General features: G+C 70.0%; 15 protein-coding genes. 5 read left to right on the top strand and 10 right to left on the bottom strand.

What is annotated here, in order from left to right; genetic code table 11:
• The first annotated feature begins 35 nt into the window (after positions 1–35).
• Positions 36–1,418: an aspartate aminotransferase family protein gene (locus M3190_RS03460; RefSeq protein WP_251578335.1), complete on the top strand. Its 1,383-nt coding sequence runs from the start codon at positions 36–38 to the stop codon at positions 1,416–1,418.
• A gap of 15 nt (positions 1,419–1,433) precedes the next feature.
• Here the strand turns inward: M3190_RS03460 and M3190_RS03455 are convergent, their stop codons facing one another.
• From M3190_RS03455 to M3190_RS03445, 3 genes are read right to left on the bottom strand one after another with little or no spacing between them, the layout of a single operon-like run.
• A complete protein-coding gene (locus tag M3190_RS03455; protein ID WP_251578332.1) occupies positions 1,434–4,283 on the bottom strand; it encodes an ABC transporter permease in 2,850 nt (949 codons plus the stop codon).
• The gene (locus M3190_RS03450) at positions 4,280–4,999 is read right to left on the bottom strand and encodes an ABC transporter ATP-binding protein (protein ID WP_251578331.1); all 720 of its coding nucleotides are present in this window, start codon (positions 4,997–4,999) and stop codon (positions 4,280–4,282) included. The genes M3190_RS03455 and M3190_RS03450 overlap by 4 nt, the downstream gene beginning before the upstream one ends.
• Positions 4,996–5,613, bottom strand: a complete 618-nt coding sequence (locus tag M3190_RS03445; RefSeq protein WP_251578328.1) for a PadR family transcriptional regulator — start codon at positions 5,611–5,613, stop codon at positions 4,996–4,998. Before M3190_RS03445 ends, M3190_RS03450 begins: the two co-directional genes overlap by 4 nt.
• 111 nt (positions 5,614–5,724) lie before the next feature.
• Here M3190_RS03445 and M3190_RS03440 point away from each other — a divergent pair, with 111 nt between their 5' ends.
• Positions 5,725–6,288, top strand: coding sequence for a DUF1992 domain-containing protein (locus M3190_RS03440; protein ID WP_439958005.1), 564 nt, complete (start codon positions 5,725–5,727; stop codon positions 6,286–6,288).
• Positions 6,289–6,291: 3 nt separating this feature from the next.
• Here the strand turns inward: M3190_RS03440 and M3190_RS03435 are convergent, their stop codons facing one another.
• The 3 genes from M3190_RS03435 to M3190_RS03425 form a co-directional block, all read right to left on the bottom strand.
• A complete protein-coding gene (locus M3190_RS03435; RefSeq protein WP_251578325.1) occupies positions 6,292–7,275 on the bottom strand; it encodes a Gfo/Idh/MocA family protein in 984 nt (327 codons plus the stop codon).
• A 101-nt stretch (positions 7,276–7,376) separates the two neighbouring features.
• The gene (locus M3190_RS03430; protein WP_251578323.1) at positions 7,377–8,534 is read right to left on the bottom strand and encodes a cystathionine gamma-synthase; all 1,158 of its coding nucleotides are present in this window, start codon (positions 8,532–8,534) and stop codon (positions 7,377–7,379) included.
• Positions 8,531–9,520 carry a pyridoxal-phosphate dependent enzyme gene (locus tag M3190_RS03425; protein ID WP_251578322.1) on the bottom strand — a complete coding sequence of 330 codons (990 nt, stop codon included), beginning with the start codon at positions 9,518–9,520 and terminating at the stop codon, positions 8,531–8,533. The genes M3190_RS03430 and M3190_RS03425 overlap by 4 nt, the downstream gene beginning before the upstream one ends.
• Positions 9,521–9,751: 231 nt before the next feature.
• On the opposite strand from M3190_RS03425, the gene M3190_RS03420 reads away from it, so the two are divergent.
• Positions 9,752–10,303, top strand: a complete 552-nt coding sequence (locus M3190_RS03420; RefSeq protein WP_251578320.1) for a flavin reductase family protein — start codon at positions 9,752–9,754, stop codon at positions 10,301–10,303.
• Between the two features lie 24 nt (positions 10,304–10,327).
• On the opposite strand, the gene M3190_RS03415 is transcribed toward M3190_RS03420, so the two are convergent.
• Together M3190_RS03415 and M3190_RS03410 are read right to left on the bottom strand one after the other, a co-directional pair.
• Positions 10,328–10,834 (bottom strand): MarR family winged helix-turn-helix transcriptional regulator, encoded by a 507-nt coding sequence (locus M3190_RS03415; RefSeq protein ID WP_251578318.1) that lies wholly within the window; start codon positions 10,832–10,834, stop codon positions 10,328–10,330.
• A 33-nt stretch (positions 10,835–10,867) separates the two neighbouring features.
• Positions 10,868–11,080 (bottom strand): hypothetical protein, encoded by a 213-nt coding sequence (locus tag M3190_RS03410; RefSeq protein ID WP_251578316.1) that lies wholly within the window; start codon positions 11,078–11,080, stop codon positions 10,868–10,870.
• Positions 11,081–11,202: 122 nt separating this feature from the next.
• Between M3190_RS03410 and M3190_RS03405 the strand changes: the two genes are divergently transcribed.
• A complete protein-coding gene (locus M3190_RS03405) occupies positions 11,203–11,358 on the top strand; it encodes a hypothetical protein (protein WP_251578314.1) in 156 nt (51 codons plus the stop codon).
• Between the two features lie 32 nt (positions 11,359–11,390).
• Positions 11,391–11,744, top strand: coding sequence for a DUF7882 family protein (locus M3190_RS03400; RefSeq protein ID WP_251578312.1), 354 nt, complete (start codon positions 11,391–11,393; stop codon positions 11,742–11,744).
• Positions 11,745–11,929: 185 nt separating this feature from the next.
• Here M3190_RS03400 and M3190_RS03395 read toward each other — a convergent pair whose 3' ends face one another.
• Positions 11,930–12,418, bottom strand: a complete 489-nt coding sequence (locus M3190_RS03395; RefSeq protein ID WP_251578310.1) for a CinA family protein — start codon at positions 12,416–12,418, stop codon at positions 11,930–11,932.
• Positions 12,396–12,719, bottom strand: a complete 324-nt coding sequence (locus M3190_RS03390; RefSeq protein WP_251578308.1) for a DUF7882 family protein — start codon at positions 12,717–12,719, stop codon at positions 12,396–12,398. The genes M3190_RS03395 and M3190_RS03390 overlap by 23 nt, the downstream gene beginning before the upstream one ends.
• Positions 12,720–12,750: the final 31 nt, after the last annotated feature.

The following is a 12,750-nucleotide window of genomic DNA, read 5'->3' as shown; positions in this document are numbered from 1 at the left end:
CCGCCCCACCCACCCACGACGCACCGGAGGAACCCATGGCACCATCCGAGACCGACCTGCAGGCGAAGGCCCGTGATCACCTGTGGCTGCACTTCGCACGGCAGTCGTCGATGACCGAGGGGTCCGGCGTGCCGATCATCGTGAAGGGCGACGGTCACCACATCTGGGATGCGAGCGGCAAGAAGTACATCGACGGGCTCTCGGGCCTGTTCGTCGTCGCCGCCGGACACGGCAGGTCCCGCCTCGCGCAGGCGGCGGCCCGGCAGGCCGAGGAGCTCGCGTTCTTCCCGATCTGGTCGTACGCGCACCCGTCCGCGATCGAGCTCGCGGACCGGCTCGCCCACCTGGCCCCCGGCGACCTCAACCGGGTCTTCTTCTCGACCGGCGGCGGCGAGGCGGTCGAGACCGCGTTCAAGCTCGCCAAGCAGTACTGGCGGCTGCAGGGCAAGCCGACGAAGCACAAAGTAATCTCGCGCTTCATCGCGTATCACGGCACACCGCAGGGCGCGCTCGCGATCACCGGACTGCCGGGCATGAAATCGATGTTCGAGCCGGTGACGCCGGGCGGCTTCCGCGTCCCGAACACGAACTGGTACCGCGCGGCCGAGCAGGGCTTCACCGGTGCGACCCCCGAGGAGTACGGGAAGTGGGCCGCCGACCGCATCGAGGAGGCGATCCTCTTCGAGGGCGCCGACACGGTCGCGGCGGTCTTCCTCGAGCCGGTGCAGAACTCGGGCGGATGCTTCCCGCCGCCTCCCGGCTACTTCCAGCGCGTCCGCGAGATCTGCGACCGTCACGACGTGCTGCTGGTCTCGGACGAGGTCATCTGCGCCTTCGGCCGTCTCGGCGAGTGGTTCGGCGCGGACCGCTACGGCTACCAGCCCGACATGATCACCTTCGCCAAGGCGGTCACGAGCGGGTACTCGCCGCTGGGCGGCACGATCATCAGCGACCGCATCCACGAGCCCTTCGCCCACGGGACGACGTCGTTCCCGCACGGGTACACGTTCGGCGGGCACCCGGTGTCGACGGCGGTGGCGATGGAGAACCTCGACATCTTCGAGGAGGAAGGTCTGCTGCAGAACGTGCGCGAGAACTCGCCCGCCTTCCGCGCGTCGCTCGAGCGCCTCCTCGATCTGCCGATCGTCGGCGACGTGCGCGGCGACGGCTATTTCTTCGGCATCGAGCTCGTGAAGGACAAGGCGACGAAGGAGACGTTCGACGACGCCGAGTCCGAGCGTCTGCTGCGCGGCTTCCTCTCGAAGGCGCTGTTCGACGCCGGCCTCTACTGCCGCGCCGACGACCGCGGCGACCCCGTCATCCAGCTCGCGCCGCCGCTGACGATGGGGCCGGCGGACTTCGATGAGATCGAGGGGATCCTGCGGAGCGTCCTCACCGAGGCATCCGCTCGCCTGTGACACGGCCTCCCGCGCTCACGCGATGACGTTCCGTCGCGTGAGCTCGGGCTCGCGCGGCGGCACGAGCCAGTTCACCGCGGCGATGCCCAGCGGCAGCGCGACGGCGAGCGCCCCCAACAACCACCATGGGATGTCTGCGAGGTTCATGGGCTCGTAGGCGGTCTGCGACTGCAGCCAGAACCCGATGGGAGGAAGGATGCCCGCGGCGGCGCCCGCGAATGTGCCGAAGCCGGCGATCACGAGACCCTGCCACAGTCCGATGCGGCGCCGCAGTCCCGGCGTGCCCCCGACGGCCGCGAGCGTCGCGTCGTCGGGTCGACGCTCGAAGCGCGCGAGGCCGAGAGCGACGGCGCTCGCGCCGAGGACGAGGACCGCGACGGCAGCGAGGAGGGGGACGAGCCAGGAGGACGGATCCGCGGGGCCGTTCTCCCGATAGATCCAGACGCCGTACGACTCGGTCGTCAGCGACTCCGACAGCGCGTTCAGCCGGTCGCCGGTCGCAACCTCCGCACCCTCCGGGAACACGGCGTACACGCCGCTGCCGACCACCTGGAGTCCCCACTCGGCCGCCGTCTCAGGAGTGATCGCGACGGCGATCCCCTGCTCTCGAGCATCGACCCCGATGGCCCGAGCCTGCCGCTCCCAGGACGGCTCCTCGACGTCCTGCCCGGGGGTAGGACGGTAATGGTTGTCGGGTGCGCGGCCGAACTGCCAGGCTCGCTCCGGCCAGGCGGCGATGTCGATCACGCCGTCGACGATCAGACGGTCGTCCGCGACGACGGCCGCACCGTTCTCGTACGCGGCGCGATCGGATGCCGAGAGGGTCGTGCCCATGATGGTCGCGAGGTCGCCTGGTTCGATCACGTGGATGTTGTTCGTCTGATCCCCGAAGTGACTCCAGCCACCCTGGGGGTCGTTCTGGTCGATGAGGAAGGAATCCGGCGTGAGGGCGACGGCACGCTCAGCCTCCGCGGGTATATCCGCCTCGTCCTCCGCCCACGTCGGCTGCTGCCGCTGCACGACCGCGGTCGACGTCGCGCCGGCGCTGTGGAGCGCATCGGCGACCTCTGCGGTCGCTGTAGAGGCGACCTGGGGCGAGAGCGGCTCCACGTCGTTCGAGTAGACCTCGGCGTACGCCGTCCCGAGCGGGGCGGCATAGGTGTACGTTCGCTCCGATTGACCCGCTGACATCATGCCGAGACCCACGGCGAAGATGCCGACGAACACGGTCGCACCGATGGCGGCGAAGGCGGGAACCGTGCGCGCTCCGTTGGCGACGGCATCACGCGCGGCGATACGAGCGGCGATGCCCAACCGGGACAACAGCCGCGACGCCAGCCACAGCAGCCACCGGCCGGAGATGAGTATGCCGATCTGTGCGAGGACGGGGCCGGCGATGATGCCGACGATCGGCAGCCATCGAAGCGGCGAATCCCAGGCGAGGTCGATGTCGGTCGCCACGGCAGCCGCGGCGAGACCGCACAGGACCGTCACGGTCGCTCCGACCCCGATGAGGAGCGATCCCCAGAGAGGGCGGGAAGCCCGCACCCGCTGGGGTCTACGCGCGCCGCGAAGAGCGCTGATCGTGTCGGAACGTCCGACCGAGCGGGCCGGGACGAAGGCCGACGCGGTCCCCACCACCGTCGCGAACAGGAGTATGGCGATCAGCAGAACCCATGGGACGTGGAAGCCCCAGAACTGGGTCGCCGAGCCGTTGTCGGTCAGGGCGATGACGAGTGCCGCGAGCCCGATTCCGGCGACGAGCCCCACGGTGCCTCCGACGAGGCCCAAGAAGGTGCCCTGAAGGAGGACCACCCGCTGGAGATCGGTTGGCTCGGCCCCGACGCTGGCGGCGATGGCGAGGGCCCGTTGCTGACGCCGCGCGCTCACGGCGAAAGCTGCCCCGGCAAGCATGACGACCATGTACGCCGCGGCGAGTCCGCCGGCTCCGAGCGCTGCGGTCAGTGAGAGGTACTGCTGCGCCTCGGCGGTCGCAGCGGTGTACGGCTCGGTCCCATCGGGGTAGGTGAACGACGGCGGGTCGAGCACGACCTCGCGCGAGTAGGCGGCGATGCCGACCTCGTTGAGCTCTTGGACCTGAGGCCACGACAGGGGCGTCTCCGGCAGGTACCACTTCGCCTCGTCGTACCGGTCGGGGTCCGCGAAGGCGAGGGCGCTGTCGACGTCGGGAAGCGTGTTGTCGTCGAACGTCCCCACGATGGTGACCGCATCGCCACCGTCCACGAGCGTGAGCGTGCCGCCGACCCGTGCGCCGACGCGGTCCAACGTCGCGGGGGTGACCATCACCTCTCCGGCACCGGTCGGCGCCCTCCCGGAGAGCATCTCGAAGCGCGGCGAGAACCGAGGATCGCCGACCGCGCCTCCCCAGGCCGACACGGCAGCGATGCCCGCCGTCGTCTCGATGCGCTCGCGACCGTTCGAGACCTCGAGGGTCTCGGTGCCCGCGGGCAGCACGGAAACGGGGTCGACGGCTGTGACCTCTTCGTTCCCGCTCCCCCATCCGTCGCCGTAGCCTGACGTGTAGGGGTCGGTCGGTACCTGCCAGAACCCGGCGTCCGCGGCTCCCAGGGGCGCGACCCACGCCTCCATCTGTCCGAGGTCGGCCGAGAGTCGCTCGTCGACCGTCGGCATCATGCTCGCGACGAACACCGCGACCCCCGCCATCCCGGCGATCGGCAGGGCGATGAGCGACATGATCAACAGCGACGACACCCACGTCCGGCGCACCTGACGACGTGCGATGCGCGCCGAGACACGCAGGCGGGCTGTGCGCGACGGCTTGGGTCGCTCCGCGCGACGGCGCGCCCCGGCATCCGCTCGGGGCCGGTCCTGCACGGCGGTCATCGCGCGTCCGAGAGCAGTGCGTCGGCGCCGCGGCGCTGCGACTCGTCGACGATGCGGCCGTCGCGCAGGAAGACGATGCGGTCCGCCCACGCCGCGTGCCGCGGTTCATGGGTGACGAGGATGCCGGCGGCCCCCTGGTCGACGCGGCTGCGGATCATCTTCATGACCGCCTCCCCCGTGACCGAGTCGAGCGCACCGGTCGGCTCGTCAGCGAGGATCAACCGGCGGCCGCCGACGACCGCACGGGCGATCGCGACGCGCTGCTGCTGCCCTCCCGACAGGTCGTCGGGATAGGAATCGAGCTTGTCCTCGAGACCGACCGAGGCAAGGGCATCCCGACCCGCACGGCGCGCCACCCGGGCCCGGAAGCCGTCGAGCTCCAGCGGCAGCGTCACGTTCTCGACCGCCGTGAGGGTCGGGATGAGATTGAAGTCCTGGAAGACGAACCCCAGGGAGCGCCGCCGGAGCTGCGCGAGATCGCGACGTGTCGCCGTCGAGAGGTACGTCCCCTCGACGACGACTTCGCCGCTGGTGGGCTTCTGCAACCCGCCTGCGATCGACAGAAGCGTGGATTTGCCCGAACCGGACGCTCCCATGATCGCGACGAGCTCCCCCTTGTCGACCGTCAGATCGACGCCCGACAATGCCGAGACGCTCGTCTCGCCCTCGCCGTACTGCTGCGTGACCCCCACCAGCTGCAGGACGGCGGCGCTCATCGAATGACCGCCTCGGCTGTGCCCGCCTCGGATTTGGCAGGCCTTCCCCGCTTGGGTGTCTCGGTGGACAGCTCCAGCCCCATCGTGCGGTGAGGATGCCGCGCGAGCCGTTGCTCGGTGTGGTCGAGCCATCGCACCTCGGCCTCGGCGGAGAAGATCATCGAATCGACGACGAGGGACCACGCGAGCTCCTCGGGTCCGTCGGGGTTCGCGCCGGCGTACTTGGCGCGATTCAGCTCCTGCAGCTGCAGGAGCGACGCAGACCGTTGACGCTGGATCACGGTGGAGAGATCGACGCCCGGCAGCGTCGCGGCGACGGCGAGCTTGATCGCCAGTTCGTCGCGCGTCCCCTGGGATCGCTCCACGGGAGCGTCGAGCCACTCCCGGACCTCGGCGGATCCGGCGTCCGTGATCTGCCAGTACACGTGGCCCTGCTCGTCGACGTCGCCCTTCTCGACCAGCCCGTCGCGCTCGAGGCGGTCGAGGGTGTTGTAGATCTGGCCGACATTGAGGGGCCAGGTCGACCCGGTGCGGCGATCGAACTCCGCACGCAGCTGGTAGCCGTAACAGGGACCCTGATCCAGGATCGCCAAGAGGCTCGAACGTACCGACATCGGAACTCCTCGCTGCATACCGGGTATGTGTTTTCTGAGTATATGCATACCCGGCAACGCCGATGCAAGAGCAGCGCGCCGTACCCTGGGTGAATGGCCGATGACCACGGCATGGATGAGGACCCCCGCCTTCGTGCGGCGCGATACCGGGTCGATCGGGCCGCGCGCGAGCACGGCGACGAGGTGCCCGCCGAACCGGAACGGCACGCGGGCACGCCCACGGGGACCGAACGTGCGATGTACGTCGAGACCGCCATCCAGCAGGCGATTCGCCGCGGCGACTTCGACGATCTGCCCGGCGCCGGCAAGCCGCTCGAGGGGCTCGGCGGGTCTCACGACCCCGACTGGTGGATCAAGCGCAAGATCCAGACCGAACAGCTGTCCGGCCTCGGCCCGCCCGCCCTCCGTCTGCGCATCGAGCACGCCGAGTTCGAGGATCGGGTCGACGCCTTCCACCGCGAGGAGGATGTCCGCGAGTACACCGAGGACTTCTCCCGACGCGTCGTCGAGGCGCGCCGGCAGTTGCTCGGCGGGCCGCCGGTCGTCACCCCGACGCGCGACCCCGACGCGGAGGTCGCCGCGTGGCGCGCCCGGCGCGAGGCTCGCGCCGCGGCATCCGCTCCCCCGGCGGGATCCGAGCGGCCCGCGCGCCGGTGGTGGCGGCGCGGGCGCTGAGGGTCACTCGATGCCGTCGCGCCACTGCGCGAGCAGGCGCGCGATCGCCTGGGTCTCGGCCCAGGGGATCTCGGGCGCCTCGACCCGCCCCTCGCGGAGGGCGCGGATCGTGGCATCCGCCTCGGCAGCCATCGGCTGCACGGTCGGCACCTCGATCTCCTCGCGGGTGCCGTCGGTCCGGATGAGGGTGGCCGCCGCGGTGCTGTCGGTCCGGCTTCCCCACACGTTGGGGATCTCCAGGCTCGCCTCTCGCCCGACGATGCGCGTCAGCCGCGGCAGGTCGTGCACGATCGCGGTGCGGATGTTCGCCGAGGCGCCGCCGAGGTCGACGGATGCCGCGGCGCTCTCGTCGACGCCGGTCTCGCCGATCGTGCCGGCCACCGCCTGCACGGCCAGTTCGTCCAGGTCGTGCCCCGCCCAGGCGGCCACGCCGACGACGAGCGATATCGGATAGCAGCCGACGTCGAGGATCGCGCCCCCCGCGGTCGCGGGATCGAACAGGCGCCCCGTCCGATCCCCGGCGGCGAAGCCGAGGGAGGACTCGATCTCGACCAGATCACCGAGGGCGCCCCCCGCGACGAGCTCGCGCAGCCGGTCGGCGAACGGACCGAAGCGGTACTTGAAGGCCTCGACGAGGGGCAGTCCGGCGCGGCGAGCTGCGGCGACGGCGGCATCCGTCTCGGCGGGATCGACCCCGAGCGGCTTCTCGCACAGCACCGCCTTGCCGGCGTCCAGCGCCCGCTGCACGAGCTCCGTGTGCGTGGTGTGCACTGTGCCGACGTACACCGCGTCGATGTCGTCGCGCTCGAGGATCTCGTCGTACGTCCCCACGACGGTCGCGCCGTGCGCGGCGGCGAACTCCTCCGCCCGCGAGACGTCTCGCGCGCCGACCGCGTACAGTCTGCCGAGATCGGAGTCGGGCAGGGCGTGGGCGAAGTCGCCGCTGATCGCGCCGGCACCGAGGATGGCCCATCGTGCGTGTGTCATCCGGCCACGCTATCGCCGAGCGAGAACCTCACCGCGGCTGAACAACGGAGATTCGTGCCGACACGCCGTCGCGCGGGCGGGTCGGACGCCGGCCGGCCGGGTCAGGCCTGCAGGGCCTGCTCGATGTCGGCGAGCAGGTCGGCGGAGTCCTCGATCCCCACCGACAGGCGCACGACCTCGACGGGGACAGCCGCCTCCGTGCCGCGAACGGAGGCGTGCGTCATCGCGTCGGGGTAGTTCACGAGCGACTCGACGCCTCCGAGCGACTCCGCGAGCGTGAACAGACGCAGCGACTCCGCGAATCGTCGTGCGGCCTCGCCCGACTCGAGCGCGAGCGAGACGATGCCGCCGAAGCCGGTCATCTGCCGCGACGCGAGCTCGTGCCCGGGGTGCGACGACAGGCCGGGGTAGTACACCCGCGCGACCCGATCGTGTCCGTCGAGGAAGGATGCCACGGCCATGCCGTTCTCGCTGTGCTGGCGCATGCGCACGGCGAGCGTCTTGATGCCGCGCGTCGTGAGCCACGCGTCCAGGGGTCCGGACACGGCGCCGACCGCGAACTGGAGGAAGCCGATCTTCTCAGCCAGCTCCTCGTCGTTCAGCACGAGCGCGCCCCCGACGACGTCGGAGTGGCCGCCGAGGTACTTGGTCGTGGAGTGCACGACGACGTCCGCGCCGAACGACAGCGGGCGCTGCAATGCGGGGGTGGCGAAGGTGTTGTCGACGACGACGAGCGCACCGACACCGTGCCCGATCTCGGCGAGGCCCGCGATGTCGGTGATGCGCAGCAGCGGGTTCGACGGCGTCTCGACCCAGAGGATGCGCGGCGCTCGCTCAGCGACCGCCGCCCGGACGGCCTCGGGGTCGCTCATGTCGACGACGCGCAGCTTCACGCCCCAGTCGCCGAGCACACGCGAGATCAGGCGGAACGTGCCGCCGTAGACGTCGTTGCCCAGCAGCACCTCGTCGCCGGGACGGAGGACGGCACGGAGAAGGGCGTCCTCGGCCGCGAGCCCCGAGGCGAACGACAGCGCGTGCGCGCCGCCCTCGATCGCGGCCAGCTGCGTCTGCAGCGCGGTGCGGGTCGGGTTGCCGCTGCGGCCGTACTCGTACCCGCCGCGCAGACCGCCGATGCCGTCCTGCGCGAAGGTGGTCGAGAAGTGAACCGGCGGGATGACCGCGCCGGTCGTCTGGTCAGGCTCCTGACCGGCGTGGACGGCGAGGCTCGCGAAGCCGCGAGCAGAGGACTGTGCACTCATGCGAGGCTCCCGGTGGTCTTGGGTTCGGTGGCGACGGAGAAGCCGTGATCGGTCATCCAGCCGTCGTCGTAGATCTTGCTGAGGTAGCCGCGACCGTGGTCGGGCAGAAGGACGACCATGACGGCATCCCCAGGCAGATCGCGCGCGACACGCAGCGCGGCGACGACCGCCATCCCCGACGAGCCGCCGACGAGCAGCCCCTCCTCACGGGCGAGGCGGCGGGTCATCGAGAAGGATTCGGCATCGCCCACCCGCTCGTAGCGGTCGACGACGGTCGGGTCGAAGGTCGCGGGCATGAAGTCCTCACCGACGCCCTCGACGAGGTATCCGTGGATGTCCCCGCCGGAGTAGATGGACCCTTCGGGGTCGGCGCCGACCACCGTGACCGCGCCGGAGCTCGCCTCCTTGAGGAAGCGGCCCGTACCGCTGATCGTCCCGCCCGTGCCGACACCGGCGACGAAGTGGGTCACACGCCCGTCCGTGTCGCGCCAGATTTCGGGGCCTGTGGTCTCGTAGTGACCGCGGGGCCCGTTGAGGTTCGCGAACTGGTTCGGCTTGAACGCCCCCGGGATATCCGCGGCGAGCCGGTCGGAGACGCTGTAGTAGGAGTCGGGATGTTCGGGCGGGACGCTCGTCGGCGTCATCACGATCTCGGCGCCGTACGCCTTGAGGACGGCGACCTTCTCGCCCGCGAACTTGTCGGGCACGACGAAGATCATGCGGTAGCCGCGCTGCAGGGCGACGAGGGCGAGCCCGACCCCGGTGTTGCCACTCGTGGGCTCGACGATCGTCCCCCCGGGCTTCAGGTGCCCGTCGCGTTCCGCGGCGTCGATGATGTTTCGCGCGATGCGATCCTTGGCCGAACTGCCCGGGTTGAAGTACTCCACCTTGGCGAGGACGGTCGCGGAGACGCCCTCGGTGACGGAGTTCAGCCGGACGAGGGGGGTGTTGCCGACGAGGTCGGCGATGGAGCTGGCGTAGCGCACGGGTTCTTCCTGACGGGATGCCGCGCTCGCAGAGGCGCGGAAGCTGATGGGGTCGCGGGAGTCGCCGGGTAACCGGCGGTCAGCGACGACAACAGCAAAGGGTCAGCACCCCATCAGCGTACCGGACACCCGGCATCCGCGCCCGGGTCGTCTCCTCGTCATCTGACGCAACAGGAGGAAAGGTTCGGACACACGACCCGCGTGCCCGCCGCGCGACCGTAGGTTCGATGTATGACCTCCCCCGCACATGCCACGCCGGGTGATCGCGAGCACGCCGCCTCCGGACTGGGTGAGTCGCTCTCGCCCGAGGAGTTCAAGGCCGTCTTCCGCGGGCATCCAGGCGGTGTCGCCGTCATCACCGCGGATGCCGGGGACGGCCCCGTCGCGCTCACCGCGACCTCTGTGTCGTCCGTCAGCGCCGACCCGCCACTCCTCATCTTCTCGGTGTCGGCGCAGTCCTCGGCGGCCCCGGTCCTCGCCAAGGCCGAGACGCTCGTCGTCCATCTCCTGGACGCGGACGACCTGCGCCTCGCCGAGATCGGAGCGACGAGTGGAATCGACCGCTTCGCGGAGGTCCCCTGGTCCCGCCTCGTGACGGGTGAGGCGGTGTACCACGGCGTTCGCGCATGGGTGCGATGCGCCGTGATCGATCGGATGGATGCCGGCGGATCGACAGTCATCGCCGCGCACGCGCTCCAGGCGAACATCGCGCGGGAATCGGCGTCACCGCTGGTGTACCACAACCGCACGTGGCACCGGCTGGGGCCGGATTCGGTGATCTGACGCCGGCGGTACCGCCGCGGCTGATCAGCCGCGGCGGGCGAGGTCGTCGAGCGCAGCGGCGATGCGGCGGATGGTCTCCGCCGTCACGCTGGCGGCGTTCTCATCGAGGTTGTCGATGACCGACACGACGGCACCGTGATGAGCGCCGTACACCTCGTCGACCAGGTTCGCTGCGGACTCGGTGGGAACGAGGTAGTGCGCACGCCGGTCGGAGGGGTGCTGCTCGCGGATGACGTAGCCCTTGCCGACGAGTCGTTCGATCACGTTCGTGACCGTGGCGCTCGAGGTCCCGAGCATGACGATGAGGTCCTTCGGGCTGACCTCGCGCTCCTCGCGCTGCGCCTGGACGAGGTAGCGGAGCGCGGCAAGATCGATGCCGCCCAATCCGGAGATGCGCTGCGACCGGTCCGCTTGGACCTGCTCGGCGTGGCGGAGCTCGAGGATGGCACTGCTGAGCTGCCGCCCCGCCTCTGTCCGGGGCTGAGCGGCGTAAAGGTGGGTGTGCTCGTGACGCACGATCGACTGAGGCATGTCAACTCCTCGGCTCGTGACGACTGACCGACATCATCCGATTGCCGCCCGAGCCTCAGCCGCATCCGGATACTTCCCTACGAACCCTCCGATGTGATCGCGTGCGATCCAACCGGTTGAGCTTCTCTCGACGGTCCCGAGGAACGCGCCGTGGGTGTTGCCGACCCAGAAGCCCGCCTCGACCTCATGCCACGTCGCGACCGTGTCGCGGACGTCCACAGAGTCGTACGAGTCGAGCACCTCCATCGACTTCACCACCTTACATGTCCGAATCTGTGACAGTTTCTGTCCTTCTCGGATTCAATGATAGACAAGAGATGTGAAATCTACTAGATGTATTGTTTAGCTAGTAATTCAGGAACGGAACGATGACTCCCACACCCTCACACCCCATCCCGGCGCCCTTCACCGCGCTCGGGGTCGCTCTCATCCCCGAGCAGCGCACGGGGTGGAGGGCGCTCATCCTCGATTCGCTCGCACGACAGCGGCCCCACCGGACCACGGCCCGGCCGGCCCACCACTGACCCCTCACCACGACCCACAACAGGAGAACGTCATGGGAAGCCTCTACTACGGGAACCTCGACTCCCCCATCGTCATGCCGGACCGCATCCTCGCCCACCTCGCTGCGGTTGCGACCACCAAGCTGCGTCGTAGCGAGAGTTTCGTCGTCTCCTGGAAGGGAACCGGCGAGGAGGGTGAGGGTCGCACGACCCTCTGGTTCCAGCCGGCCATCCCGCTCCGCTTCGTCTACGACCAGGCGGCGGCGATCGCCCTCAACCCCGGCACACTTCGGGAGATGGCGGACCAGGCCACGTCGAACGGCGGACTCGTCCTCGATGCCGACCTCGACATCCCGGAGATCTCGTCTGCGCGACCCGAGACACGTCGCCCGGTGGCCGCTGCATGAATCACTCCGACTTGACCGACGACGCGGACGCCTACGAGGACGCCCTCGCCGCCGACTTCACCGAACGCTTCGGGAGCCCGCCTCTTCTGGTGTGACCCCAGCCCACCCCCACAGTGCCGCCCCGCTCGCCGATCCCCCCACGGCGCGGGGCGGCATCTTCGTGTGCGAGGCGGAGGGCCGTGTCGTCAGCCGCCCGGGCGCGTGTCGTCGAGGGTGCTCAGCAGGAGGTTCAGTGCCGCCTCGACGGCCTGATCGATGACCTCGACAGGCTCACCGTCGAACCGCAGGAGCTGGTGACCGGCGGCATCCGCCGTCGCCCAGCCGAGATAGACGGTTCCCGGCGCATGCCCGTCTTGGGGGTCCGGCCCGCCGACTCCCGTCGTCGAGACCGCGACGTCTGCACGCAGGAGGGCCCGTACCCCGCGTGCGAGCTGCTCCGCGCACTCGGGTGAGCATGGGTCGGTCCCGGGCGCGAGGCCCAGGACGTCCTCTTTGACGCGCACCTGATAGGCGACGACGCCGCCGGCGAACCAGTCCTGCGCCGATGGACCCCGCCCCACCTGCGCTGCGAGCCGTCCGCTCGTCAGGGACTCGGCGACCGCGCAGACTGCGCCGACGCGGTCGGCCGCGTCGGCGATGCGCTCGACGAGGTCAGCCAGCGCTCTCGGCCTCACCGGAATCAGCGGGCTCGGGGACGAGGTGGAGGCCCGCCGGCGAGTTCGCCGCATACATGAGCGCCTCGGACCAGGCGCGGTTGATGCGCGACTGGCGACTGCCGTAGTACTTGAACACGAGCGACGCGTGCGGGTGCAGCCAGACCGAGGTGCGTCCCTCGCCGATGCTCTTGTCATCGCGCCACGTGAAGTGGAACGACTCGCCGCGACGCAGCTTGTTGCCGATGACCTGCTGCAGATGAGCCAGGGTACGGTCCTCGAAGTCCACCTTGATGGAATCCTCGTAGATGAACTTGCCCACTGCGCCCCCTCGTCGTGTCGTCGCGGAGTCG

The organism is Microbacterium oleivorans (assembly GCF_023715745.1).
GTDB lineage: Bacteria > Actinomycetota > Actinomycetes > Actinomycetales > Microbacteriaceae > Microbacterium > Microbacterium oleivorans_D.
Note: the sequence above shows the minus strand (reverse complement) of the source record. Positions and strands in the feature narration are given on the sequence as shown.